Raw genomic sequence first — 25,690 nt, forward strand, 5'->3', positions numbered from 1 at the left:
TAAAATAGGAATTATGACCCAATTATCAATAAACACCACACAAAATGTGAACATCGTCTTTACGGCGGCCACGGTAGGCGATCGCATCCTGGCTTGCCTCGCGGACTGGCTCATCAAAATAGCGTACATGATCCTGGTTTACTACACGATTTTCGTCTACTCCGGCCTCATGGAGCAGTTGGACAAGATGGATAACTGGTCGGCGGGCGCCATTATAGTGGTTTGTTATCTTCCCGTCGTGTTTTATACCTTGGTTTTTGAAAGCTGGCTCGAAGGTCAAACCTGGGGAAAGCGCCTGCTCAAGATTAAAGTGGTCAAGATCGATGGTTACCAGGCGTCATTTTCGGATTATCTCGTCAGGTGGTTTTTCCGGCTCGTCGATCTTATGATGTTCAACGGACTGATTGCGGTAATTTGTGTTTCGGTGTCCAAAAAAAGCCAACGATTAGGTGACATGGCCGCCGGTACGTCCGTGATCACGCTCAAGAGCAAGGTCAACATCAGCCATACGATTCTCGAGGATATCGGTAGCGAATACGTTCCGACTTATCCGCTGGTGATCAAATTGTCGGACAACGATATCCGCATCATCAAGGAAACGTTCAACAACGCCATCGGGAGGCACGATTTCGAAACCGTCAGCAAACTCGTCAATAAAGTCGAAACGGTTTCCGGAATCCGGAACCAGTCCGGCAACAACAGCGATTTTTTACGGACGATCATCAAGGATTACAATTTTTACACGAGAGGTAATTAGTCAATTAGTCAATTAGCGAATTAGCGAATTAGTCAATTAGCGAATTAGTCAATTAGCGAATTAGTCAATTAGCGAATTAGCGAATTAGTTAATGTGGTAATTGACGGATGGCCTCGCGGTAAATCTTGCAGAACGGATTTTTTTAAACTCATTATTCTTTATTGTATTTTACTAGCACATCATTATCAAACTCCGACCGCTAATTTCCACATTCGCCATATATTCATTCGCTAATTGCCACATTCACTAATTTTTTCATCCGTTCGGCTGCGCCTCGGGCCGCTAATTATCAAATTATCAAATTATCAAATTACCAAGTTATCACATCTTCTACCATTCGCTAATTCGCTAATTATCAAATTATCAAATTACCAAGTTATCACATCATCTACCATTCGCTAATTGACTAATTCGCTAATTATCAAATTATCAAATTACCAAGTGATCACATCATCTACCATTCGCTAATTATTTCATCCGTTCGGCTGCGCTTCGGGCCGCTAATTATCAAATTCGCTAATTGAAATGTTCTACTACCTAAACGTCATCGGAACCATGGCTTTCGCCGTATCGGCATCGCTCACGGCCATGAATAAAAAACTCGATCCGTTCGGCGTGTTCGTGATCGCTTTCGCCACTTCGGTAGGAGGAGGGACGTTGCGCGATGTGCTCATCGGGAATACGCCCGTGGGCTGGATGCGAGACCTTAACGTGGTGTATTTCATCATCGCAGGATTCCTGCTGGCGGTGATTTTCCGGAAGAAACTCGACAAATTGCGCGTATCCTTGTTTTTGTTCGATACCATCGGGCTTGGCGTTTTTACCCTTATCGGAATCGAGCAGGGCATCGCAACCGGTCTGCATCCTGTGATTTGCGTGGCATTGGGGACCATGACGGCCTGTTTCGGAGGCGTGATCCGCGATATTTTGTGCAATGAAATCCCCGTCATTTTCAGGAAGGAAATTTACGCGACGCTGTGCATCGTAGGCGGGATTTTCTTTTTTACGCTTCGGGATGCGTTCAGGATGAACCAGGACGTGCTCTATATCACGACCTCGGCGCTGATCATCACATTGCGGCTTTTGGCGGTGCGTTACAAATGGTACCTCGCGCCCCTGGATCGCAATTGATCACTGCGTGATGTACAGAAAACCCGTAAACGGTTCCGGGTAATCGGGATCGTTGAGGTCGAGCACGTAATAATAGGTGCCGTCCGGCACGTTTCCATCCGACCATTTCAGGCCTTTCGTAAGACGGCCGTCCCACTCTGGGATATTGTTGTTTCCGGTCCAGACGAGCGCGCCCCATCTGTTAAATACGGAAATCTTGTGGTGCATGAAGATGTCCCGCAAGCCATCGATGTGGAAGTAGTCGTTGATCCCGTCTCCGTTGGACGAAATGAAATTATAAATCTTCGGCGGACAATTGCGCACCCTAAGCTCAAAATTCCCTGCGTTAAAACAGTTTTGGCCCTGAATCCTGAAGTAGATCAGATAGGGCGTGGCATTCGCGTGGAAATTATGGGCGTCGAGAATTTCATTGCTGCCATTTTCCGCATCTTCCAGGCTGTGATGGAAGGTGACCACCTCGCCGGGATTTAATCCGATCGTATCGTAATAGCCGGAAAAATCGAAAATCCCCGAAGTCAAGCCCTTGTTACACGAAAATACGGTCTGCGGCTGATTGAATTCCGGCAGCGGCATCAGGATTCCCGAAGTTTCCGAACCATTGTTGCCTTCGTTGAGTTCGGTGACGATTCCCGTTCCGTTTCCGATATCGTCAACCGATAACGTGATGGTGAAATCGGACGTGACCGAATTAGGCAAAGTCAACGTAATCTGTCCTGACTCGGCCGACCCGATCGCGATTGGTTGCTGGGTCGTCGCGCTCGAAAGAAGGACATCACCGAGGTAAAATGCAATGGGTGTGTTCGCTGGCAGCGTGTCGGTACTGTTGACATTATACACCGTATAATCGAGCACCACGGTTTGAGAGTTGCAGAAAGTTTCGAGGTTATCGGCTGCGATGGTGGCGTCCGGCAACTGGCTGTTGAGTTTGGTCACGATGGCGTTTACCATTACGACATCCTGGTTCGATTTGAGCGTGATCTCGGCCGTGGTATCGCCAATATTGATGTTTCCTTGGATGTTGTAGACATCGAGATCCATATTGTAGAGGTTCTCGGAATTGGTGAACGTGTTGGTGCCGTTGAAAGCATTGTCCTCCGGATTCAGTGCATTGCTGAGCAAGTCCTCGTTTATGCTCAGCGATTCGAGGTTGGCGATGTTGCGGTCGCCTTCCCAAGCCAGGAAACCGATTTTGGCGCCCACATTGTCGATCACATTAAGGCTGTCGAGCATAATGGTTATTTCGTAAGGCACCGACTGCATTCCGTCGTACACGTTGAGTTGGTTCAACGGAAGCGCGTCGTTCTTGTACACCACGACAATGGCCCATCCGGCGAAATTGGTGCGGTTCTGGAACGCATAGCCGATGTAGTCCGAGACATCGAGTTCACTAAGGGTGTAATTGCCGTTTCCGGTATTTTGGACGAGCGATGTGACATCCGCGAAAGCGCTGAAATAATTATAGGTCAGCCCGCCGCTTAACCATTCGTGGGAAAATGTCCGTTCTGCAACAATCGGTGTGGCATTCAACTTTACGCTGAAATCGCCGAATCCGCAACCGGCCCAATAGAGGTAAGCCGCCTCGATCTCATCGTCCGGTCCGAGTGTAAAATTGGCGGAAGTGGACGTCAATACAGACGGCGAGATCATATAGGAATTCTCCTGTGGATTCATCGTATTGCCAAAAAAAACGAAATCAAACCGACCGTTGAATTGCTGGAAGAGCGAAATATCCTGCGCACAGAGCGTGCAACAGAATAAAAGACAGGCGATAAGTGGGGAAAGTAATCCTGGCTTCACTTGCGATTTTTGTTTTTAAAGATACGGATTTTGGAAAAGGTTGCCTCGTGCAAATGAGAAGTTACGGGTTTGCGGTAAGGATTCGGGTGTCTCTGATACCAATTGATGCAAATGGGCTGACTTGAGTGATTTAACATTTTCGGCACAAAACCTGTAATTCGGTGTCGCGAAATTTCGTTATTTTAGACCTAACAAATTTGTGAAATTTGTTAGGTCTTACCCGAAGGTTCGCAATTCCGTCCTCAGTTTGCGCAAAAAAACCTTAATTTGCCTTCACAAACAGCCAACCTTGACCCAATTCACCGTAAAGCGCTATCAGGCCAACGATTCAAGAAAATGGAACGACTTCAACGCCTCGTCCAAGAACGGCACTTTCCTGTTTGACCGGGGTTTCATGGAGTATCATTCCGACCGGTTTGACGATTTTTCGCTTATGGCTTACGAAGGCGGCAAGCTCGTCGCGCTTTGTCCGCTGCACCGCAAAAGTGATTTGGCGCAATCCCATTGGGGCCTGACATACGGCGGCTTGGTTTACGCCTCTACCATCAACCTGAAACGCGTTTTGCTTGTTTTTCGGGCGATGTTGGAATTTTTATCGGAATCGGGCGTCGAAACGTTGCAAATAAAGACGATTCCGGCCATTTATCACAAGTTTCCCTCGGACGAGCTGCTTTACGCGCTTTTCGTATCGGGCGCCAAACTCACGAGACGCGACTCACTTTCGGCAATAGACCTCAGGAAGCCCTTTGTGACAACCAAAACAAGGCGCCAAAGCATCCGCCGCAGCCAGGTAAATCAACTTGAAATCGTGGAAGAGGCGAATTTTGCACCGTTCTGGAACGATATCCTGATTCCGAACCTCGAGGCGCGCCATGGCGTACAACCCGTGCATTCGCTCGAAGAAATACAAATGCTGCACGAGCGTTTTCCAGAAAATATCCGCCAGTTTAATGTGTATCATTACGGAAAACTCGTTGCGGGAACTACGGTTTTTGAGACCGACACCGTCGCCCATCCGCAGTACATTTCGGCCAATTCAGAAAAGAACGAACTCAATTCGCTCGACCGCCTTTACCATTTCCTGATTGCCGATGCGTTTAAGGAAAAGGCCTTTTTCGATTTCGGGATATCCAATGAGGAACAGGGCCGAAAGCTCAACGAAGGGTTGGTTTTCTGGAAAGAAAGCTTCGGGGCCCATACCGTCACTCAGGATTTTTATGAAGTGGCCACCAAAAATTACAGATTGCTTGATACCGTTTTGATATGATCCGATTTCTCGATTTACAGAAAATAAACGCGGGTTACGAACAGGCGCTTCGCCAAAAATTCGATGAGACACTCCAAAAAGGCTGGTTCATCCTCGGGGACGAAGTGAAGCGCTTTGAATCGGGTTTTGCAGCCTATTGCGGTACCAGATACTGCATCGGCACCGGCACCGGCCTCGACGCACTCGTGCTGATTTTCAAGGCGTATATCGAGCTTGGGAAACTGAAACCGGGAGATGAAGTCATCGTTCCTGCAAATACGTTTATCGCCTCGATGCTCGCCATCGAACAAGCGGGTCTGAAATCCGTTTTGGTCGAACCCGATCTGACTTCCTACAATCTCGACCCGACGCTCGTTCCTGCTAAAATCACCGCTAAAACAAAGGCCATTCTCGCGGTTCATCTATATGGAAAACTGGCGCCGATGCATGCCTTGCGCGATATCGCCAAAAAATACGATTTGCTTCTTATCGAAGACGCAGCCCAAGCCCACGGCGCGGGTTTCGATGGACGAAAAGCGGGAAATTTTGCCCATGCCGCTGCTTTTTCATTTTACCCGGCCAAGAATCTCGGCGCATTGGGAGATGCGGGCGCGGTCACGACAAACGATTCCGAACTCGCAAGCGCCATTTTCCGGATGCACAATTACGGGTCGGAAAAAAAATACGTCCATGTTGCAAAAGGCGTGAATTCTAGGCTTGACGAAATCCAGGCGGCGTTTCTCAACATCAAACTGCCGAACTTGGACAGTGACAACCAACTGCGGCAAAAGATTGCCTCACGTTACGTTTCCGAGATCAAAAATCCGAAAATCGCGCTTCCGATTTATAAAGGCTCTCCCGACCACGTATTCCATTTGTTTGTCATCCGCAGCGAAGAGCGCGAAGCCTTGCGTGCCTATCTGCTTGACAACGGCATCGAGACACAAATCCATTATCCAATCCCACCTCACAAGCAAAGCGCTTTCGAGGAATGGAACGATATTGCGCTTCCGATAACCGAGAAAATCCATGCGGAAGTCCTGAGTCTGCCCATCAGTCCGGTCATGACCGATGCGGAAGTCACACAGGTAATCGAGGCGCTAAACGCTTGGTAGATGGGCGTTCCAAAAAAAATATTGCAATCCTCACTTTTGCGCGCCACCTCGCTCAACGCATTTGGCGTATTGGTCAAAATCGTCATCGGGTTTGCGACTTCAAAAGTGATCGCGGTCTTTGTCGGACCGTCGGGCATGGCGCTCGTGGGCAATCTGCGCAACTTCCTGACGTCTCTCGAAGGCGTTGCGACATTGGGCTTTCAGAACGGCATAGTGAAATATGTGGCGGAAAGCAAAACATCCGATACGGAACTCAGGAAGGCGATTTCTACGATTTTCATCAGCCTTTTTGCCATCATGGCGATTTGCTGTGCGGCACTTTTCGTGTTTTCAGTATTTTGGAGCAACTGGATTTTTGACGGGAATTCCGGCTTCTCCAGCATATTTCGGATACTCGCGATCGCATTGCCGTTTTACGCGCTTTCCATCGTTTTGATTGCGATTCTCAACGGTTTGGGAAATTACCGCAACGTGATCTGGGCCAATATCTTCGGAAACCTTATCGGACTTGCGATTTCAATCGGGCTGATCGTACAGTTGAAACTTTTTGGGGCGTTGCTCGCGATCGTCCTGAGCCCGTCGGCTTTGTTTTTCGTGACGATTGTTTACATGAGACGCGAAATTCCGCTTTGGACGTTCATTTCGATCGGGAATTTTGACAGGTCGTTGCTCAAAAGAATGGGCGCTTATTCGCTGATGACGTTGTTTTCGGCCGTGTGCGTGCCTTTGGTTTATCTGCAAATCCGCCAGCAAGTCATTGATGTTTCCGGGGTTGACGCCGCCGGGCATTGGGAAGCCATGAACCGCATTTCGTCTTACTATATGTTGTTCGTGACGACGCTGGTTTCGGTCTACTTCCTTCCGAAATTGGTTTTGGCCGATGGAAATCGCGAAATCCGGGGTATTTTCCTGAGTTACCTAAGCACTGTCGTTCCCATGTTTATCGCGTCCGGTTTATTGCTGTTTTGGTTGCGGGATCTGGTCATTAGCATTTTGTTTACGGCTGATTTCAAACCCGTATCCGATTTGTTTGCCTGGCAGATTCTCGGAGACGGCTTCCGATGCGTGTCGCTGATTTTTGGATGTTGCCTTATTGCCAAGAAGATGACGCAGGCATTTTTTGTAACCGAGATTCTTTCGCTTGTGATTTTATATGTCGCAAGTCATTTGCTGCTGCAAGCCGTAGGTATTCGCGGCCTGGTGATCGCCCATGCTGTGACTTACTCGGCATACGCGTTGGTTTTGATCGGATATTTTGGAAAGACATTGTGGAGTCCTGATGTGTCATAAACCAGGAAGTGTCGGGTTTTTTCGACTGGTTTGCCGTGTTTCAGGACGTAATTTGCATAAAGGCTGAATTCGTTCTTATCGTCTTTCGGATTCAAGAACGGCTCTCCGCTGACGAAAGAACGTTCCAAAAATAAGAATTTGGCCAGGGCAGGCGTCGCGCGAAGAAACGTCCCGGACGCATTTTTGAGTTCAAACGTCGTCAGCCAATCTGCGGGTAGCGGATTCCGGTCGCCGAACAAATAATAAACTTGCGGCAGGCTTGGCGCCACAACATAAGGTTGACCGTATTTTTCGCGCAGCATTTTTACTTCTTGCAGTTTTTCAGATGTTTCTGCGGAAGCCACCACACCGGCCAATTTCGGAGACACCGCTGAGAGGTTGCAGTCCAAATCCAGGAATCCCGTTTCCCGGTAGCGCGAAAAATTCCCGACGACGAGCAAGATGCCTATCGGAACGCTCAAAAACAAATACAACCGTTTGATGCGATAGGTACCGAAATCGTCGAACATCAGCACAAAAAACGAAAGCGCCAGTGCGTGCGCAAACAAAACTGGAAACGGAAAGCCCTTACTCAATCCCGCGCACCAGGCTATTCCTGTGAGCACGGCAATCGGAAAATATTTCGCGATGCGGTTCATCTGGAAATGGGTTTTTCTGAAAAAGGCAACGCTTACCGCTACGAGCAATATGGTAGAGGCGGTGTTAAAGCCAAAAATCGGGATCGCTGCCAAAGCGGAAAGAAATGTGGCGATCGCGAGCCATTTGAGCACCGAGCCAACGTCCGGAAATCGCTTACCTGAATTGAAGGCTGCAAAACAAAAGGACAACGCCAGCAAGCCGACCCAGACGAATTTCGTCTGGAATGCGTTGAGGTAGCAAAGCAAGCCGAGTTCGAGAAAATCCCTGGAATTTCCGGTTCCTGAGATTTGCGACATGATGTTGGAAAACGACGCGATCGAAACGAAACAGGAGCCGATCGCAAAGACAAAAGCCGCTGCGGAAACGACGAACAAGACGGCTTTTTTCCAGCCGAACCGGAGTGCGATCCATATCGAAAAAAATACAGGTACAAAATAAAACGACTGTTTGCAACCGGCAGACAAAACCGCCAGCAACGCCACCGCGATAAATGTAAACACGTTTGCTTTTTGGACACGTGCCAGAATGTAGAATGCGGCAGATGCAAATAATATCCCGTCGACGGTAAACCACGGATCGGGATAGATCTTTCCCGTAGCCATCACGAAGCACACGAGCATCGCGCCCCATTTGTCGATTTTATAGCGTCGCAGGAAAAACAGGCGATCGACGCCGTCCACGACAAAGAAAACCTGGAGTGCAAACAAGAGATATCCAATTACCCTAAGTAGGTAAACCTGCGCATAGTCGGGTAGAACCCAAACAAAAAAGCCGTGAAAGTAAGCCGTTACGGGAGGCCGGATGCTCCAAAAATCCCGAAACGCCTGCTCTCCATTGGCCACTCGCCAGCTTTGTGATTGCACGAAGCCCGTGTCCCAGTTTTCGAATCCAAAACGCGCGAAAAAAAGGGCATAAAACGCGACGGTCGCCAAAAAAGCAATGCGGTAAAATCTGGATAGGGAAGTCATGGCTAACGAATCTCGTTCAAATATAGCGGAATCGCGCAAAAAAGCTTGGGGAAAAAGTGTAGTTTTGGGAACCAGAAAAAATCGAGTGGAACCCAAAAAAGCAATTATAATTGGAGGTGGGCCTGCCGGACTCACCGCCGCTTACGAATTCCTCAAAACGTCCGACGTGGAGCCGATCGTCATCGAAATGAGCGACCACTGGGGCGGGATTTCACGTACGGTGGATTACAAAGGGAACAAGATCGACATAGGCGGCCACCGTTTTTTTTCAAAATCGGATGTGGTCATGCAATGGTGGAACGACATTCTCCCGATCTATTCCGAAAATTCCGACATAAAATTGACGTACCGCAATGCTACGACGAACGTGAAAATCGCGCCGAATGCAGAAGCTGCGGGCGATAAGGTAATGTTGGTCCGCAAGCGCAAGTCACGTATTTTCTTCAACCATAAATTTTTTGATTATCCGATATCGCTCACGCCGAAAACCGTGGGGAAAATCGGTTATTTCAACACGCTCTTGATCGGGTTAAGCTATTTGCGATCCGTTATCTTTCCGATTAAAAACCCTAAAACGCTAGACGAATTTTTTATCAGCCGGTTCGGGAGGCGTCTTTACGAAATGTTCTTCAAGGACTACACCGAGAAAGTCTGGGGAATCCCGTGTTCGAAAATCTCGGCGGAATGGGGCGCCCAGCGCATCAAAGGGCTTTCGATCCGGAAAACGATAGCGCATTACCTCAAGGGGATTTTCGGAAAAGGGAATGATGTTAACCAAAAAAATACCGAGACGTCACTGATTGAATATTTTCTGTACCCGAAATTCGGGCCGGGACAATTGTGGGACGAGGTCGCCTCCCGAATCGAAGAACGCGGCGGACAGTTGCGGCAAAATACCAGGGTGGTTGGTTTGAAAACGGAAGGAAATTCGGTGACGTCAGTACTCGTCGAAAACCTGGAGTCTGGTGCAACCGAAGAAATTTCGGGCGATTATTTTATCTCGACAATGCCGGTAAAGGAATTGATTGCGAATCTCGATGCCGACATTTCCGCAAACGTGCGCGAGGTCGCCAACGGCTTGCTTTACCGCGATTTCATTACCGTTGGGTTGTTGCTCAGGAACATCAATTTCGAACTCGAGGACAATTGGATTTACATCCAGGAACCTTACGTAAAAGTTGGGCGGATGCAGGTTTTCAATAACTGGAGCCCGTTCTTGGTAAAGGACAAGGATACGACATGGGTCGGGTTGGAATACTTCTGCAATGAAGACGACGCCATCTGGAAAAAATCCGAAGCGGAAATGAAAACGCTTGCAATTTCCGAAATGGTCGAACTTGGCTTTATTTCATCTGCTGGCGACGTACTCGACGCGACCGTAATCAAAATGCCCAAGACGTACCCGGCATATTTCGGGTCTTATGATCGGTTTGACGAGATAAAATCCTACACTGATCAATTTGAAAACCTGTTTCTCGTCGGACGCAACGGCATGCACAAATACAACAACCAGGACCATTCGATGCTCACGGCGATCCAGGCTGTCCAGAATATCGGCAAAGGGATTTTAACAAAGGACAATTTGTGGGCGATCAACACGGAGCAGGAATATCACGAGGAAAAGTAAGTTGAAAATCGACTAAGTGTTTATTTGTTAAGATGTTGAAGCTATAAGATTCACGCTTTTGTCCAGACTTCGAGATAGCGTGCGGCAATTTGGCGAAAGTCGTGCTCCCGTTCTACAAATGTCCTCGCATGTTTTCCCATTCGCGACATTTCTCGGCGATCTTTAACCAACCTCGAAATTTCAGCTACGATATAATCGACATTCGGCAACGCATTTACGGCCACTTTTTCAGATAATCCATAGTGTTCGTAAAATTCAGATTCCGCTCCCGTAAAAACGACTTTTCCCCTTGCCATCGCCTCCAGGGCATTATAACCTTGGTCGAACGCATAAATCTGGTCGAGCACGATATGCGCTTTTTTGACGTGTTCAACGTATTCGGAATAGGGCAAACTGTCCACGGTTTCGATTTTGAGCTTATTTTCGAATTTTTCTTTAACGATGTTCAACGCCTGTTCAAAATACTTTCCGCCTTTTTTGACTGAGCTGTATTTGTTGGCGCCGTAAAATATTGTAATGGGGTCGCTTTCGGAAAGCGGCTCAAACTTGATTTTGTCGATGTTGACGGGATTCGGAATCAACGTGGTTTCAATTCCCGCTTTGTCCAAAATCAGTTTATAATCGAGATCGGAAGTGAGTAAAGCCGATGCGTTTTCCGAAACGTAACGATATAATTCACGGTATTTACCGGACGTATATTTCAGTGTGTACCGATAATGTGGTTCCAGGGATTCGTCCTCAAAATACGGCGTCATGACCGAATAGCGCTGGTTGTTTTTGAGCCATTCATCCACGACGGGCGTTTCGTCCCCGCAAATGAGCAGGAAGATTTTTCCGTTTTGCGCGAACAGGCGCTTGTACAGCCTCATTTCCAGGCCGGGCAAGGTTTCGATAGCGTCGGAATTGATGAGCTGGACCACGTCGTAACCTTTGAGCTGAGGCAATAATTTCTCGAAACGCCGGCCTTTTTCGAGGCTTTCAAGCGTAAACCCAAAAAACTTGTTGACGATCCTGCTGACGAGTTTCAAAAAACCGGAACTGCCGACGGTCCTGGCCGCAATCGACAAATCGACGGGAAAATTCTTGAAGTCGTCTCCGCTGCCCACCAACGTCACTTCATGTCCGAGCACGACGAGCCCTTCCTTTAGCGAATTGTGCAAACGGCTGAATTCTCCCACAAGCAGTATCCTCATAAAATCGTTTATATTTGTTCAAAAGTAAGTAAACTCGCGCATGCCGCCACTCAAAATTTGCCTTGTCGGAAACAGTTTGTCGTTTGGCGGAGCTGACAAGATCCACGCCGTGCTGTCGAATTATTTATCAGACCAAGGTTTTGACGTTCACAACATCATTTTTATCGATGCGGTCACGTACGAATTTTCAGGGAAACTGCTGAACCTTGGTAAAACGTACAAGACTGGTGGAATAGTTGAGGTCCTGAAGCGTTTCCGCATGATTTTAAGCTATATCCGCCGACACGATTTCGACTACATTATCGATTTCAGGACCCATCACAAACCCGTCCGGGAACTGTTGCTGTCACGCCTCATGTCCTGCTACCGATACATTCCCACCGTTCACAGTTATAAAACAGAGTGGTACCTGACATCCAATCGCCTGGTATCCAAAATGCTGTTCGCAAAGGCGAGCCAAATCGTGTGCGTCTCCGATATGATCGAACAGAAATTAAGAACACATTACGGTTATCACAACGTACGCACGATTCATAATCCGTTGGAGACGGCGAAAATTGTAAACCTTTCCGGGGCGCCTGTTCCAGTACATTACCGTTACATTATCGCCGCCGGGCGTATGGCAAATGACGACCACAAGCAGTTCAAAAAGCTGATCAGGGCGTATGCCGAATCGGATTTGGCGCGGCGCGACATACGGTTGATGCTCATCGGGGACGGACCGCTGAAAGACGAGCTGGTGCAATCGGCCTCAGACCACAATGTGTCGCAGCTGGTCGTTTTCGGAGGTTTCGTTACCAATCCATATCCGCTGCTCAAAAAGGCCGAATTCACGGTGCTGACCAGTAAATTCGAGGGTTTGCCGAATATTATCGCGGAATCTTTGGCTGTCGGAACTCCTGTCGTATCTTTCGACTGCAAATCGGGGCCGGCCGACCTGATCCAGCACCGCCGGAACGGTTTGCTCGTACCCGATCAGGACTGGAGCGCGCTTACCGGCTCATTAGATGAAATGGCGCAAGACGGAGAGCTCCGTGAGCACTGCCGATGTAATGCACGTCAGAGCGTCGCCCGTCTGGACGTTTCGGAAATTGGCAACATCTGGAAAAAACTATTGACGTAATGGAGATCCAACTCATTAAAATACCGGTTATCGAAGACTATCGCGGCAATATTGGCGTCGTCGAAAAAGATACCGTTCCCTTTGAAATAAAACGCGTTTACTACTTGTTCGACGTCCCCAGCAGCGCTTCCCGCGGCGGCCATGCGCACAAGGAACAAGCGGCGTTGCTTGTCCCGCTTTCCGGAAGTTTTGACGTGGTGCTCCACGACGGAAAGCAGCGGGCGACCGTAACGCTCAACAAGCCCGATAAAGGCCTTCTGATCCCGCGCAACACCTGGCGCGAACTAGAAAATTTTTCTTCGGGAGCGGTCTGCATGGTGATTTCTTCAGGTGAATTTGACGAAGGCGACTACATTCGCGACTTTGACGATTTCCTCGGACTTACTCAATGATAAGCCGAAACCTCGACATTTTTTGACTCGAGGAACTTTTTGAAGCGATACATCGGGCGCAATACAAAAGCAGGTAGGGAAAGCAGCAACTTTGTTTTGACCGACAGATTTTTAGGGTCGAGCTGCCGGATGTAAAAACGGCACCGTTCATCGTCAGCCAATTTCATTTTTAAGGCGAATTCCGCGCGGTATAGATCAAGGAAACGTTTCAGCGAACGATTTGTTTTTTCTTCCGTCGAAAATTGGTCGAGTAGGGCAAACGCGCGTTTTTTTGTATAGGTAAGCGACATTCTGTTGTCTGCAGAAAGGTTGTGGTAAGCCGAAATTTCACTGTCAAAAGCAACGGGATAACGAATCGCGGTCCTGATCCATAAATCGAGATCTTCTCCGGCACCAAGCGTGATTGCTTCGTCGAAATTCCCCACCTCGTCTAACACTTTCCTCGGTATGCCCACGGCCGACGTCCAGGCCATCCGGTCGATATAACTGGACTGAAAAAAATCGGGAACGACACCACGCCACGGGAATTCGGGTAGACCGATGAACCTTGGGGCTTTTTTGATGTCAGCTGCATAATATCTGGCGTAATTCGTACACAAAAGCCCGGCTTCCGGAAAATCGGAATACAGTCTTTCAAGGTTGTGGAGATGAGCCGGAAGCCACAAATCGTCTGCATCCAGAAAAGCGATGATCACGCCTTGGGATTTTGAAATGCCCAGGTTGCGCGCCGCCGAAACGCCTTTGTTTTCAGTTTTGAAATATCGGATACGAGGATCGGAAAACTTCTGGACTTCGTGTTGGCTTCCGTCGGTCGAGCCGTCGTTGACCACAATGATCTCGAAATCCCCGGTTTGCGCCAGCGCCGATTCCAGCGTCCTGAAAATGTGGCGCTGTTTGTTGAAAAGCGGTATGATTACAGATATTTTTGGCATCAGTCCGGGATTGAGCAAAGATATCCGAGTCGGTAAACGTCGTACCAAAACAGCGATGGTCGCGGTTTGGAAATGTCCGAAAGTAACGATTTTCGAGTCAGCTCGAAGAAATGGCGAACGAAAAAAGCGAGATGTGTTTTCTTAAGGAACAGGTAATACGTGCCCATTTTCACGTAATCGGTTGCGATTTTCCCGCTTTCCAACAATTGTTTCAATGCAAATAATGCTTCGTGTTCTTTGCGCAGCATGACCTCGAAAGTATCGAGCCCGAGATGGAAGACCGGATTGTCGATGTGGCTCACGGGAATTGCGGCTTGTCGCATCTGAAATGAAAAAACCGTGTCCTCGTGCCTAAGGTTCGGAAGCGTTTCATCGAACCTGACCTTGTCGAACAACTGCTTCGGGATCGCAAAATTGAGCGAGAGGAAGGCGAGATACGGATTTTTACTGCGCTCGGCCGCAGGAAGTGCCTCGCGGTCTTTTCCGTATGTCCAGCGCAACATCTTTGGCGGTGCTGGTTTTTCTTCGGAGTATCGGATGCCGCCGTTGATCGCTTTTTTACCTTTTCGGATTTCGGAAACATATCGCGAGATAAAATCGTCATTGGCCGGGAATGTGTCGGCATCCAAAAAAAGCAGCCACTCGAATTTTGCCCTTGAAGCCAGTAAATTCCTGATTCTGCTGCGTCCGATGTTTTCATCCAAAACCTCAAAACGGCAGTTCGCGAGTTCGTTCACGCGATTGTTTTCCGATAGAAATCCGCGGGAAGCGTCATCTAACGCCAAAATTTCAAACGCGATTTGAAGCGAAGTGCATTGTCGGTGCAGTTCCGCCACGAGGTCGAAAACATCACAATGATAGGTAGGGATGAGAATGGAGAGCACACAAAAGATTTAGCCGCGAATCCGCGAGTTGCCACGGTGGCTAAATTCGCAAATTCTCGGCTAAATAAAAACTATAACGCCATGTTTTATCGCGCGTCGCTCAGACCGTGCGCTGCACGACTTCGAACAACGTATTGTTGTCGCATTTGAGCGTCTTGGAAGGAAATTTCAAAAGCAACGCATAATCGTGGGTCGCCATGATGACGGCCTTTCCGTTGGCGTTGATCTTCCGCAACACTTCCATGACTTCGACGGACGTTTGCGGGTCGAGGTTTCCGGTCGGTTCGTCGGCCAGGATGAGTTCAGGGTCGTTCAGCAAAGCGCGCGCGATGGCAATGCGTTGTTGCTCGCCTCCCGAGATCTGATGGGGCATTTTGTTCGACTTTGCTCGCATTCCCACGCGGTCGAGCACTTCGTCTATCTTGTCCTGCATCTCCTTTTTGTCCTTCCAGCCGGTAGCGCGCAAAACGAAAATCATATTGTCGTTGATCGAACGGTCGGGCAACAGTTTAAAGTCCTGGAACACGATCCCGATCTTGCGCCTCAAAAATGGAATTTGCGACTGCTTGAGTTTGGCCAGGTCGAAATCGACGATGCTTGCGGCGCCTTCCTTGAGAGGCAAATCCGCGTAAAGCGTTTTCATGAACGAACTTTTACCCGTTCCGGTCTTTCCGATGATGTAAATGAACTCTCCCTCTTTGACCTCGAGGTTGACGTTGGACAATACGACGCGATCGTCCTGGAAAATGGTGACGTTGTGCAGGGAAACGATTGGCTCTGGCATGGATGGGAATGTTTGGACGTAAAAGTAAACGAAAAAGTTAAAAGGCGAAAGCCAAAAGTTTAAAGTCGGCGCGATCGATCGATTACGAGCCAATTTAATCTCATGACAGCCATGAGGCAGGTAACGGGCGGCATTGTCAGCGAACGACATATCGTCTTTTTATTTTTTGGCGTTGCGCCGCATCGAAACCAGTTTTCAATTCAGGACAGTGGCGGCGCCGGGCTAACGGCACTCGCTATTTTCCGCTAAAGGACGCGAAAAATGAGCTCAGGCAAAGCCGTTATCCCTAACGCAACAGTTGGAAAGAAAGAAAGAAAGAAATGAAGTGCCTTTGGAGATCAACTTTTAACAAAAACGGCAGATTTACCGTAACGCCAGTATTTTGGGAAAGCCGAACTTTGCCAATACGGGGAAAGGGCGATACGTCCCTACAAAAAATCGCGTTCATTCTGGTACAGAAAATCTGTAGAAATCGTTAAAACTTATCCGGTAAATCGTTTTTGCCTAAACGAAATTCTTGAAACAGAGGTTGAAAGCATGTTGCCGAAGTGACGCAACATCCCAAAGTCCTGTTTCGTTTGGTCTTATCCGAATGGCACTGTACGTGTCGTACCGGGCCCGATCATAATAGCTCAATCTCAGTATTTTCAGGGCTTTCAAAAACTTCCCAACAATCGTCTGTTAAAAAAAATGTTCATAATAAAACCCGAAAGCCACCCGTTATAAAACCGTTAAGGCGTTAAATTTGATAATTAAACCCATGCGAAATGCGTAAAAGAACCCGTATTGCCGCTCTACTTTTCTTCGGCGGAACTGCCCTTTTGTCGGCACAGAAAACCGAGATTTATTCCCACGAGCTCAAAGAATTCGACCGTGCGGTAGAGTTGTACAAGGACAATCAATACCAGTCGGCCCAAATCATTTTCGAAAAGGTCAAGGACGAAACGAACAACACCAACGTCAAGGCCGATTGCGCCTACTATAGCGCGAATTGCGCCATCCGTCTCGAACAGCCGAATGCCGACGAGAAAATGGAGGATTTTGTAGAAGATTACCCTACGAGTACGAAGCAGAACCAGGCTTACATCGAGGTTGCGCATTATTATTTCGAGCAAGGCAGATATCCACAGGCCTTGCAGTGGTTCGACAAGGTCGATGAGGGCACACTTTCACAGGACGAACGCGACAAATTCAACTTCCAGAAAGGGTATGCATTCTTTAGCGCAGGTAAGAAAAAAGAGGCAACGGGTTATTTCAACCAGGTGCTGAATTCCAAGGAGTACGGTTCCCAGGCCAAATATTATATGGGTTTCATGTCTTACGAAGCCGACGATTACAAGGAAGCCAGCAAGTATTTCGACGAGGTCTCGGGAGAAGAAAAATACAAAGAGAAACTTTCGTATTTCGAAGCTGACATGAATTTCAAGCTTGGAAAATTCGACCAGGCGATCAAGTCCGGAGAGAAGGCCATGGCAAAATCGAACGCCATTGAGAAGTCGGAATTGAACAAAATCATCGGCGAGAGCTACTTCAATCTCAAGCAGTACGATAAAGCCATTCCGTATCTCAAGGAATATCGCGGCAAGAAAGGCAAGTGGAACAACACCGATTTTTACCAACTCGGTTACGCTTACTATAAACAGGGAGATTACGAAAATGCGATCGCCCAGTTCAACAAAATCGTCGGAGGAAATGACTCCGTGGCTCAAAATGCGTATTACCACCTCGGCGAAAGCTATCTCAAGACCGATCTGAAGCAACAGGCGTTGAACGCTTTCAAAAATGCTTCGGAAATGCAATTCGACGCCAAGATCGCCGAAGACGCCGCCTTGAACTACGCTAAATTGAGTTACGAAATCGGAAACTCCTACCAGCCGGTTCCCGACGTTTTGGCGAATTTCCTTCAAAAGTATCCGAACAATCCCAACAGGACCGAAGTTGAAGGCTTGCTCATCAATTCCTACATCACCTCTAAAAATTACGCCGGGGCACTCGATCTGCTCGAGAAAAACAAGACGGCCAACCGCGAGGCGTATCAAAAAGTAACGTTCTATCGCGGCCTCGAATTGTATCAGGATGGCAATTACAAAGAGGCGCTTTCGATGTTCAACAAATCGATCGCCGAGCCGCGAAACCGCCATTTTACAGCTCGTGCGACGTTTTGGAAAGCCGAAACGGAATACACCCTCGACAATTTCAACGAAGCACTCATCAGCTTCAAGCAATTCGATGGTTTTGCCGAGGCCAAGAGCACGAATGAATACAAAAATTTCAATTACAACCTGGCTTACGCTTACTTTAAGCTCAAGGAATACGATAATGCGGGCGACAATTTCCAGAAATACATCGACGCCCACAAAGACGATAAAACCCGTCTCAACGATGCCTACCTGCGCCTTGGCGACTGTCGATTCGTAACCGCGAAGTACTGGCCGGCAATGGACGCCTACAACAAGGCGATCGAAATGCGTGGTGTCGATGCCGATTATGCGGCGTTCCAAAAAGCGATTTCCTACGGATTCGTGCAGCGCAACGACAAAAAGATCGACGATTTGAACAAATTCATCGCGAACTTCCCGAAATCGCAATATCGGGACGATGCGATGTTCGAACTTGGGAACGTGTATGTCGTAGAAAAGAAAACCGAACAGGCCAACCAAACCTATGACAAGCTCGTTGCGGAATATAGGAACAGTTCGTACGCGCCCAAAGCATTGCTAAGACAAGGCCTCAATTATTACAACGCCGAGAACGATACACAGGCACTTGCGAAATTCAAGAAAATCGCGTCGGAATTTCCGAATACGGCAGAGGCTAAAGAGGCGGTCGCAACTGCCCGTATCATTTATGTGGATAGTGGAAAGGTCGACGAATACGCGACTTGGGTAAGGACGCTCGATTTCGTCGAAGTCACGGATGCCGAACTCGAAAAAGACACGTACGAAGCAGCCGAAAAGCAATATCAGCAAAACAATACGAAGGCGGCCATTTCAGGATTCAGCGGCTATATCGCCAAATTTCCGACGGGACCGAATTCGCTTAAAGCCAATTTCTACCTCGCCCAATTGTATTACAAGGACGGCCTGATGGACAACGCGGCGGCATCTTACGAAGCGGTTGCCTCCCGTCCGCGAAACGAATTCACGGAGCAGTCATTGGCGCGACTGGCTGAAATTTACCTCAAGAAAACAGATGCGGCAAAAACGACTGCCGTGTTGAAGCGTTTGGAAACAGAAGCCGAATATCCGCAAAATGTGACGTTCGCCCAAGCCAACCTGATGAAGACGTATTACGAGCAAAAGGACTATCCGAACGCCGTGATCTATGCCGAAAAGGTATTGGCCAATCCGAAGATGGACGACAAGGTGCGGTCCGATGCGCAAATCATCGTCGCCCGTTCGGCCTGGAACAGCGCAGACGAAGCAAAAGCGAGAACGGCCTATGCGAAGTTGCAGACGATCGCCAAAGGAGAACTTGCGGCCGAAGCATTGTACTACGATGCCTACTTTAAAAACAAGGACGGAAAATTCGAGGCTTCGAACACGGCGGTCCAAAAGTTGGCAAAAGATTATTCGGGATATAAATATTTCGGTGCGAAAGGATTGCTGATCATGGCCCGGAATTTTTACGGACTCAAAGACAGTTTCCAGGCTACGTACATCCTCGAGAGCGTGATCAAGAACTTCACGGCATATCCGGAAGTGGTCGAGGAAGCGCAAGCGGAACTTACAAAAATCAAGTCGCAGGAATCCCAAACCAATTCTTCAATTACAGACTGAACCTTAAACTTTAAACCTTAAACTTTAAACGTTAAACTTTAAGCCCTTCATCTGAAAATCTGAAAAAAATGACAATCAAAATAAAGAACATACTCGTATTGCTTTGCATCGGAACGGCCACGACCGTTTTCGGACAAAAGAAGAACGAAGACATAGGAACCGAGGTCGTTAATGTCGTCAAGCCTTATACACCGACGATTTCCGACGCGTTCAAAGTCAAGGAGACGCCCCAGCTCGAGGATTCGGTCACGACCAAAAAAGAAGTGATCAAATACAATATATTCTCGTTTCCCGTGGCCTCGACGTTCACGCCTTCAAAGGGTCGAGCCGCTGCTGTCGACAAAACGCCTCGCGCAAGGTTGTTCAAGAATTACGCAACCCTGGGCATCGGAAATTACTTCAACGCAATCGGGGAATTGTTCGTAACCGAAGAAGTCGGCGACAACGGCTACATTGGTGGTTCGCTGCGCCATTTCTCATCTCGCGGCGGAATCGACGACGCCGTGCTCGACGACAAATTCTCAAACACGGCCATCGATTTGACTTACGGAAGCCGTATCGACAATTTTGGGTTCAGCATTGACGCGGGTTACCAACACCAAATCTACAATTGGTACGGGATGTACGTGGACGAACCGTTTTTCGACCCGGCCCTTTTCAATTCAATCGATCCTCAGCAAACCTATCACAATGCATACGTGGGCGGTCGTCTGGAAGTCGGAGAAAGCTTTTTTACGGGAGCGACTTTAAAGTACAACCGCTTTTGGGATGCGTACGATTCGGCAGAGAATCGCTTTTTGTTCAAGCCGTCTTTTGATTTTGAAATATCCGAAACGTCCATCGAGACTGACCTGATCGTCGATTATGTCGGAGGGGAGTTCGACCGGCCGTATCTTGGAGGAAGTCTGGATCCTGCGATGAAATATGGTTTTGCGAACTTCGGGATCCATCCGAGCTTCGTGGTGAACCGTGACGATTGGACGATCAACATTGGAGCCGCCGCATTCTACAGCCTCGACACCGAAAACAGCGACAACAAGCTCTATATTTATCCCGAAGCGACCGCTACGTTGAAAGTCGTAGGTGACCTCATGGTGTTTTATGTTGGTGCAGAAGGCGGGCTCGACCAGAATTCGTATCGCGATTTCACGAATGCCAATCCTTTTGTCTCCCCGACCTTATTTGTTGCCCCGACAAACCGCCAGCTCGACCTCTACGCGGGTCTCAAGGGTAAGCTTGCCAATAGCGTCAGTTACAACGTGCGCGGTTTTTTCAAACACGAGAAAAACAAAGCGCTTTATTTGCTGAACCGTTTTCCGGGAGCCGATGGCGATCCTGATCTCGGCGGATACGAATATGCGAATTCATTCGGCGTGGTGTACGACAATGTGCGTACGTTCGGCGGATACGGCGAAATCATAGCGGATTTTTCCAAAAGTGTTTCGTTTGGCCTGAACGCGACGTTCAATGCCTACGATGTGGAATGGGCCGAAGAAGCGTGGAACCTTCCACAAATTAGGGCAGGCGCGAATCTTGACGTCGACATCACCAAAAAATGGTACGCGGGAGCCGATGTGTTCTATGTCGGGGAACGCAAGGACATGCTCGACTTCACGGATGTCGTCGGCGGAACGACTGAAATCGTCACGCTCAAAGGATATTTCGACGCCAACGCCCACGTCGGTTACCAACACAACGAACGCCTTAGCGGATTTTTAAAATTCAACAACATCGCCAACCAGAAATACGAAAAATGGCTCAACTATCCGGTTCAGGGCTTTCAGGTGATGTTAGGGGCGAATTACAAGTTTGACTTTTAAGAGTTTAAAGTTTGAAGTTGTGAGCCGAACGACTTTTTTGCCGCCATTTTAATGAACCTGAAACAAAAAGTCCACGCGAAATATTCCCAACTCGTCTCGGATAAGATCGATGCGTTCCGCGACATGATTTCCGCCTTGAGCGAAGATGCGCAGAACGACGCCAAGAGTTCGGCCGGGGACAAGCATGAGACGGCGCTTTCGATGATGCATCTCGAACAGGAAAAACTCAATGCGAAATTGGCCGAATGCCTGGACCAAAAGACGGTTCTGGATAAAATCAATCCCCTAATCCCGGGCGATAAAGTCGTTCTGGGCAGCCTCGTTTTGGCAAATGGCATCTATTTTTACGTAAGCCTCGCATTGCCAAAAATTGCGATTGAAGGCACAAACATTCTCGCCTTGTCGCCACAATCGCCACTGGGAAGCAAACTTGTTGGAAATCAATTGGGTGGACAGGTTGAAATTAATGGAACCCGATATACTATTCAGGATATTTTATAGTTTTAACCGTAAACAAACTATAAATGAAATTCCTGATCTCACTCGCCGCCTTGCTCAGCGGATTTTTGCTCTTTGCGCAAAGCGAATTCCCGGTTCATCAAAATGGTTTGATCTATTCCGACAACGCGGTCGGGAAACTAAAAACGATCGTGGATTCGCTGAATCTCAAGTTTAAATCGTGCGGTCCTCCCAAAACGTTTTATTCGCTGCCTCAAGGGCGAGGGCATTTCGTCAGTTTAGATGGCAATCGCGCTGCCGAAGCCATGAACGATATAGAAGCAGGGATTTCACTCGATAAATTCCTGTCCAAATACAAAAAGGCCAAGATCGTCCGGAACCTGTTGGTTGTTACGTATCACATCAAAGGGTACGAAAACCTTGACATTTCCGTATTCGAAGCCGTGGGACACGATAGGGAAGAACAGATTGAGGTCGATGGTGCGACCGCGAAAGACAGAATGCGGCTCGGGCTTCAAAACAAATGGATTTTTGACTTTGACGACAAGGTCGATCTTCAGGACGGTATCGTCGAGGCTTTTTTTATTACCGATGACTTCAAAGCTCGCGCCTTGCCGCCTAAATACGCAAAGATGATCGCCTACGCGGATTGCCTGGTCGATACAAGCGCACAGGTTTTTCACAAGAGCGCCAAATCTTCGGGACGACTGTTCTTTCAGGAACATGCCAACCAGCTGGAATCGATGGGCTTCATGGACTATTTTTTCAAAGCAGCCAAACGTCCGGGTCATTTCGGGTCACAAGCTATTGATACCGCCGCCGCTTTTTCTGATGACGAAGTGGAGATGGAGCGCATGGAGCGGGATTTTGAGCGTAGGTGGAAGCTGGATTCAACCTGGCGCGAACAACGGTTTGTCAAATTCGATTCGCTGAAAAACGCGGACGCCAAATTTTATCCTGCTTTTATGGAAGCTGTCGCAAACGCCGGGATTACCCAGGCATCAGATGATTTCTTCGAAGAACTTGTCGCACACTACATCTCACCTCAAGCCGCACTGGAGCTGAAGCGCAACCGCATCGTGGTAGGAGGTTGCAGCCAGGATCAAAGTCCCCGCTATCACGCACAGAATATTGCGATGCTCGCGGCCGAAACGACCAATTGGAGTATTTTTCTGAAATCCCACCTTAATATCATGAACGACCGGTTTGAACGTGTGAGCGACGGCAGTTATGCTTTCAAGGCTCGCAAAACCTATGTCCGGGAACTTGAAGTGCTCGACATCAACCTGCCGGATTTGATTTTCGGGATTTCGATTCGTATCGGAAATCCATCAGACGGACATTATTTCAGCAGTATTTCAAGAACGGGAAGAGCGCTTTCCGAAAGTGCCGACGCAGCTCGTTTCGAATCGGAAATGCTCGAGATAATCCACGACCGCGAACTGGACAGTTACAACCGGATCTTGATCTGTCACCTGTTTGACAACTACAATTACAACTTGGACGACAAAGAGCGCCAATCTCGAAATTTGGGAAAACTTCAGGTCGCGGCAGCCACGCTTCCGGATTACGTCGCGACACATGTTCGATTTGACGAATACGACCGCCGCAACCGCTAAGTTTAAAATTTAAACCACAGCTCCGGAATGACAGCGGCGTACTTACATATTATTCGTTAATTTTGATTTTTAAAATAAAAATATAACCGAATTCCGATGTTCGGTTTTTCAATTGTAATCATATCTACATCTTTGCCTTATCAATAAAAATCAGGTAAGTCAAAGCGTATGTGCGGAATATTAGCCATAATCGGAAAAGGAAAAGACGAGCAGCTCGTAAGGCGACTCTCTAAACGGATGTCCCATCGGGGGCCGGACGAGAGCGACATCCACATCACCGAAAAAGGCCATATCCTAAGTCACGAACGCTTGTCTATTATCGATCTTCATTCGGGAAAGCAGCCAATCCAAGGATGTACTACGGCCTGGATGGTCCACAACGGGGAGATATACAACCATCAGGAGTTGCGCGACACGGTGTTGAAGCAGCATACGTTTCGCTCCAAATCAGATTCTGAAGTCATCGTTCACCTTTACGAAGAGTTCGGATACGACTTCCTTCACATGCTGGACGGGGATTTCGCCTTTGTCGTGGTAGACGGGGACGATTTCATAGCGGGACGCGATCCCATCGGCGTTAAGCCATTATATTACGGCCTCGACGAAAGAGGACGGGTGTATTTCGCCTCCGAAATGAAACCTATAGCCGATCAATGCAAAACCCTTGCGACGTTTCCTCCGGGGCATTATTACACGCCTCAGACAGGTTTCGTCAAATATTACAAACCCGAATACGAAGACCCTAAAAAAGCCGATAAGCCGCTCGATATGGCACTGCTTCGCGAATCTTTGACCGTAGCCGTGCGAAAAAGGCTTATGAGCGATGTGCCGATAGGCGTGTTGCTTTCCGGTGGGCTCGATTCGTCGTTGACATCGTCGATTGCGGCTCGACTGCTCAAAGAAACAGGAAAAGAGCTGCATTCGTTCTCGATCGGTTTGGATTCAGGTGCGCCTGATGCCGTCGCTGCCCGAAAAGTCGCGGATTTCCTCGGGACAAAACACCACGAGATCCATTTTACCATCGAACAGGGCATCGAAATTCTCGACAAACTGATCTGGCATCTCGAGACCTATGACGTCACGTCGGTGCGCGCCAGCACGCCAATGTATTTTCTGTCGAAGGCGATCACCGAACAAGGCGTCAAAGTAGTGCTGTCGGGAGAAGGAGCCGATGAAATTTTTGGAGGTTATCTCTATTTCAGGAACGCCCCGTCTACCGAAGAATTCCAAAAAGAAACGATCGAGCGCGTGCAAAAACTGTTCACCGCAGATTTATTGCGCGCCGACAAATCCACAATGGCACATGGGCTCGAAGCCCGCGTCCCGTTCCTCGACAAACAATTTCTCGACGTCGCCATGACCGTTGAAGCTGAGCAGAAGCAGCCTAAGACCTATGACGGCGTTGAAAAACATATCCTCAGGAAAGCCTTCGACACTCCAGGCGAGCCGTATTTGCCGGCCGAAGTGTTGTGGCGCCAAAAGGAACAATTCTCAGACGGCGTCGGTTATAACTGGATCGACACCCTCATCGATTACTGCTCGTCACAGGTGACCGACGAACAGATGGAAGCTGCGCACGAGCGTTTTCCTTACAATACGCCGGCCACGAAGGAGGCCTATTTTTACCGGGACATTTTTCACAAGCATTATCCACAATTGAGCGCCGCCCAAACCGTGCGCAAGTGGATTCCGAAATGGCAGGAAAACCAAGACCCGTCAGGACGTGCGAACGCGGCCCACGTAAAGGCCGATACAGAAATCGCCAAGTCCGATATTACCGTGTAGTTGTTAGTTGGTTTGTTATATAGTTGTTTGTATTTTTTTAAATGCGAGGTTGTAGTTGGCCTCGCGTTTTTTTTTGTTTAAAGTTTAAAGTTTAAAGTTCAAAGTTTAAGGTTTGAAGTTGGGCTTTGGGCGTGCCACCGCCTCCGCAGGCTGCGGCGCTGTCGGGCTCTCGGCACTCGCTTTTTGGAAACCTCAAAGGTTTTATTGCGCCCCGTCCTTTCGAATCGTCCTGTGCGGTAAAACCTTTGAGGTTGTCCAAAAGAGCTCAGGCAAAAAGCCTCGATCCCTCACGCGATCGGTGTAGAAACGTAGCTCGCGGCTAAAACCAGGCGCACGATTATCCTTCGGCA

General features: G+C 48.4%; 20 protein-coding genes. 14 read left to right on the forward strand and 6 right to left on the reverse strand.

Going from position 1 to position 25,690, the window contains the following annotated elements:
* The first annotated feature begins 13 nt into the window (after positions 1–13).
* Positions 14–757 (forward strand): RDD family protein, encoded by a 744-nt coding sequence (locus HC229_RS09115; protein ID WP_191020167.1) that lies wholly within the window; start codon positions 14–16, stop codon positions 755–757.
* Positions 758–1,282: 525 nt separating this feature from the next.
* Positions 1,283–1,888: a trimeric intracellular cation channel family protein gene (locus HC229_RS09120; protein WP_191020168.1), complete on the forward strand. Its 606-nt coding sequence runs from the start codon at positions 1,283–1,285 to the stop codon at positions 1,886–1,888.
* On the opposite strand, the gene HC229_RS09125 is transcribed toward HC229_RS09120, so the two are convergent.
* Entirely contained in the window at positions 1,889–3,685 is a 1,797-nt protein-coding gene (locus HC229_RS09125) for a gliding motility-associated C-terminal domain-containing protein (RefSeq protein ID WP_332871641.1), read from the reverse strand.
* Between the two features lie 289 nt (positions 3,686–3,974).
* On the opposite strand from HC229_RS09125, the gene HC229_RS09130 reads away from it, so the two are divergent.
* The 3 genes from HC229_RS09130 to HC229_RS09140 are packed head-to-tail and all read left to right on the forward strand — an operon-like array spanning position 3,975 to position 7,336.
* On the forward strand, positions 3,975–4,952 hold the full coding sequence (locus HC229_RS09130; RefSeq protein WP_191020169.1) for a GNAT family N-acetyltransferase: 978 nt from the start codon (positions 3,975–3,977) through the stop codon (positions 4,950–4,952).
* Positions 4,949–6,046, forward strand: a complete 1,098-nt coding sequence (locus tag HC229_RS09135; RefSeq protein ID WP_191020170.1) for a DegT/DnrJ/EryC1/StrS family aminotransferase — start codon at positions 4,949–4,951, stop codon at positions 6,044–6,046. Before HC229_RS09130 ends, HC229_RS09135 begins: the two co-directional genes overlap by 4 nt.
* The gene (locus tag HC229_RS09140; protein ID WP_191020171.1) at positions 6,047–7,336 is read left to right on the forward strand and encodes an O-antigen translocase; all 1,290 of its coding nucleotides are present in this window, start codon (positions 6,047–6,049) and stop codon (positions 7,334–7,336) included.
* On the opposite strand, the gene HC229_RS09145 is transcribed toward HC229_RS09140, so the two are convergent.
* Complete coding sequence (locus tag HC229_RS09145; RefSeq protein WP_191020172.1) at positions 7,267–8,943, reverse strand: hypothetical protein; 1,677 nt, start codon at positions 8,941–8,943, stop codon at positions 7,267–7,269. The two genes, HC229_RS09140 and HC229_RS09145, sit on opposite strands and share 70 nt — an antisense overlap.
* Between HC229_RS09145 and HC229_RS09150 the strand changes: the two genes are divergently transcribed.
* Positions 8,942–10,570 carry an NAD(P)/FAD-dependent oxidoreductase gene (locus tag HC229_RS09150; protein ID WP_191020173.1) on the forward strand — a complete coding sequence of 543 codons (1,629 nt, stop codon included), beginning with the start codon at positions 8,942–8,944 and terminating at the stop codon, positions 10,568–10,570. The genes HC229_RS09145 and HC229_RS09150 overlap by 2 nt on opposite strands.
* Positions 10,571–10,620: 50 nt before the next feature.
* On the opposite strand, the gene HC229_RS09155 is transcribed toward HC229_RS09150, so the two are convergent.
* On the reverse strand, positions 10,621–11,763 hold the full coding sequence (locus HC229_RS09155; protein WP_191020174.1) for a glycosyltransferase: 1,143 nt from the start codon (positions 11,761–11,763) through the stop codon (positions 10,621–10,623).
* Between the two features lie 40 nt (positions 11,764–11,803).
* Here HC229_RS09155 and HC229_RS09160 point away from each other — a divergent pair, with 40 nt between their 5' ends.
* Both HC229_RS09160 and HC229_RS09165 read left to right on the forward strand, forming a co-directional pair.
* Positions 11,804–12,886, forward strand: a complete 1,083-nt coding sequence (locus HC229_RS09160) for a glycosyltransferase (RefSeq protein WP_191020175.1) — start codon at positions 11,804–11,806, stop codon at positions 12,884–12,886.
* The gene (locus tag HC229_RS09165; RefSeq protein ID WP_191020176.1) at positions 12,886–13,278 is read left to right on the forward strand and encodes a sugar 3,4-ketoisomerase; all 393 of its coding nucleotides are present in this window, start codon (positions 12,886–12,888) and stop codon (positions 13,276–13,278) included. Before HC229_RS09160 ends, HC229_RS09165 begins: the two co-directional genes overlap by 1 nt.
* On the opposite strand, the gene HC229_RS09170 is transcribed toward HC229_RS09165, so the two are convergent.
* The 3 genes from HC229_RS09170 to HC229_RS09180 form a co-directional block, all read right to left on the reverse strand.
* Positions 13,272–14,210 (reverse strand): glycosyltransferase family 2 protein, encoded by a 939-nt coding sequence (locus HC229_RS09170; protein ID WP_191020177.1) that lies wholly within the window; start codon positions 14,208–14,210, stop codon positions 13,272–13,274. The genes HC229_RS09165 and HC229_RS09170 overlap by 7 nt on opposite strands.
* The gene (locus tag HC229_RS09175; protein ID WP_191020178.1) at positions 14,210–15,094 is read right to left on the reverse strand and encodes a glycosyltransferase family 2 protein; all 885 of its coding nucleotides are present in this window, start codon (positions 15,092–15,094) and stop codon (positions 14,210–14,212) included. Before HC229_RS09175 ends, HC229_RS09170 begins: the two co-directional genes overlap by 1 nt.
* Positions 15,095–15,194: 100 nt before the next feature.
* Positions 15,195–15,878 (reverse strand): cell division ATP-binding protein FtsE, encoded by a 684-nt coding sequence (locus HC229_RS09180; RefSeq protein ID WP_191020179.1) that lies wholly within the window; start codon positions 15,876–15,878, stop codon positions 15,195–15,197.
* A 102-nt stretch (positions 15,879–15,980) separates the two neighbouring features.
* On the opposite strand from HC229_RS09180, the gene HC229_RS09185 reads away from it, so the two are divergent.
* From HC229_RS09185 to asnB, 6 genes are all read left to right on the forward strand, one after another.
* Positions 15,981–16,127, forward strand: a complete 147-nt coding sequence (locus tag HC229_RS09185) for a hypothetical protein (RefSeq protein ID WP_191020180.1) — start codon at positions 15,981–15,983, stop codon at positions 16,125–16,127.
* Positions 16,128–16,645: 518 nt separating this feature from the next.
* Positions 16,646–19,657, forward strand: a complete 3,012-nt coding sequence (locus HC229_RS09190; RefSeq protein WP_191020181.1) for a tetratricopeptide repeat protein — start codon at positions 16,646–16,648, stop codon at positions 19,655–19,657.
* A 68-nt stretch (positions 19,658–19,725) separates the two neighbouring features.
* Positions 19,726–21,477 carry a TonB-dependent receptor gene (locus tag HC229_RS09195; protein WP_191020182.1) on the forward strand — a complete coding sequence of 584 codons (1,752 nt, stop codon included), beginning with the start codon at positions 19,726–19,728 and terminating at the stop codon, positions 21,475–21,477.
* A 51-nt stretch (positions 21,478–21,528) separates the two neighbouring features.
* Positions 21,529–21,978 carry a hypothetical protein gene (locus tag HC229_RS09200; protein ID WP_191020183.1) on the forward strand — a complete coding sequence of 150 codons (450 nt, stop codon included), beginning with the start codon at positions 21,529–21,531 and terminating at the stop codon, positions 21,976–21,978.
* A gap of 23 nt (positions 21,979–22,001) precedes the next feature.
* Positions 22,002–23,555 (forward strand): hypothetical protein, encoded by a 1,554-nt coding sequence (locus tag HC229_RS09205; protein WP_191020184.1) that lies wholly within the window; start codon positions 22,002–22,004, stop codon positions 23,553–23,555.
* A gap of 168 nt (positions 23,556–23,723) precedes the next feature.
* Positions 23,724–25,340 carry an asparagine synthase B gene (asnB, locus tag HC229_RS09210; protein WP_191020185.1) on the forward strand — a complete coding sequence of 539 codons (1,617 nt, stop codon included), beginning with the start codon at positions 23,724–23,726 and terminating at the stop codon, positions 25,338–25,340.
* The last annotated feature ends 350 nt before the right edge of the window (positions 25,341–25,690 follow it).

The organism is Flavobacterium selenitireducens (genome assembly GCF_014748335.1).
GTDB classification, from domain to species: Bacteria; Bacteroidota; Bacteroidia; order Flavobacteriales; family Flavobacteriaceae; genus Flavobacterium; species Flavobacterium selenitireducens.

Bases quoted from the DNA above. Each gene is read 5' to 3' on its own strand.
- HC229_RS09115 (WP_191020167.1), top strand. From the start codon at position 14: ATGACCCAATTATCAATAAACACCACACAAAATGTGAACATCGTCTTT.
- HC229_RS09120 (WP_191020168.1), top strand. From the start codon at position 1,283: ATGTTCTACTACCTAAACGTCATCGGAACCATGGCTTTCGCCGTATCG.
- HC229_RS09135 (WP_191020170.1), top strand. From the start codon at position 4,949: ATGATCCGATTTCTCGATTTACAGAAAATAAACGCGGGTTACGAACAG.
- HC229_RS09140 (WP_191020171.1), top strand. From the start codon at position 6,047: ATGGGCGTTCCAAAAAAAATATTGCAATCCTCACTTTTGCGCGCCACC.
- HC229_RS09150 (WP_191020173.1), top strand. From the start codon at position 8,942: ATGGCTAACGAATCTCGTTCAAATATAGCGGAATCGCGCAAAAAAGCT.
- HC229_RS09145 (WP_191020172.1), bottom strand. From the start codon at position 8,943: ATGACTTCCCTATCCAGATTTTACCGCATTGCTTTTTTGGCGACCGTC.
- HC229_RS09155 (WP_191020174.1), bottom strand. From the start codon at position 11,763: ATGAGGATACTGCTTGTGGGAGAATTCAGCCGTTTGCACAATTCGCTA.
- HC229_RS09160 (WP_191020175.1), top strand. From the start codon at position 11,804: ATGCCGCCACTCAAAATTTGCCTTGTCGGAAACAGTTTGTCGTTTGGC.
- HC229_RS09165 (WP_191020176.1), top strand. From the start codon at position 12,886: ATGGAGATCCAACTCATTAAAATACCGGTTATCGAAGACTATCGCGGC.
- HC229_RS09170 (WP_191020177.1), bottom strand. From the start codon at position 14,210: ATGCCAAAAATATCTGTAATCATACCGCTTTTCAACAAACAGCGCCAC.
- HC229_RS09180 (WP_191020179.1), bottom strand. From the start codon at position 15,878: ATGCCAGAGCCAATCGTTTCCCTGCACAACGTCACCATTTTCCAGGAC.
- HC229_RS09185 (WP_191020180.1), top strand. From the start codon at position 15,981: ATGACAGCCATGAGGCAGGTAACGGGCGGCATTGTCAGCGAACGACAT.
- HC229_RS09190 (WP_191020181.1), top strand. From the start codon at position 16,646: ATGCGTAAAAGAACCCGTATTGCCGCTCTACTTTTCTTCGGCGGAACT.
- HC229_RS09195 (WP_191020182.1), top strand. From the start codon at position 19,726: ATGACAATCAAAATAAAGAACATACTCGTATTGCTTTGCATCGGAACG.
- HC229_RS09200 (WP_191020183.1), top strand. From the start codon at position 21,529: ATGAACCTGAAACAAAAAGTCCACGCGAAATATTCCCAACTCGTCTCG.
- HC229_RS09205 (WP_191020184.1), top strand. From the start codon at position 22,002: ATGAAATTCCTGATCTCACTCGCCGCCTTGCTCAGCGGATTTTTGCTC.
- asnB (WP_191020185.1), top strand. From the start codon at position 23,724: ATGTGCGGAATATTAGCCATAATCGGAAAAGGAAAAGACGAGCAGCTC.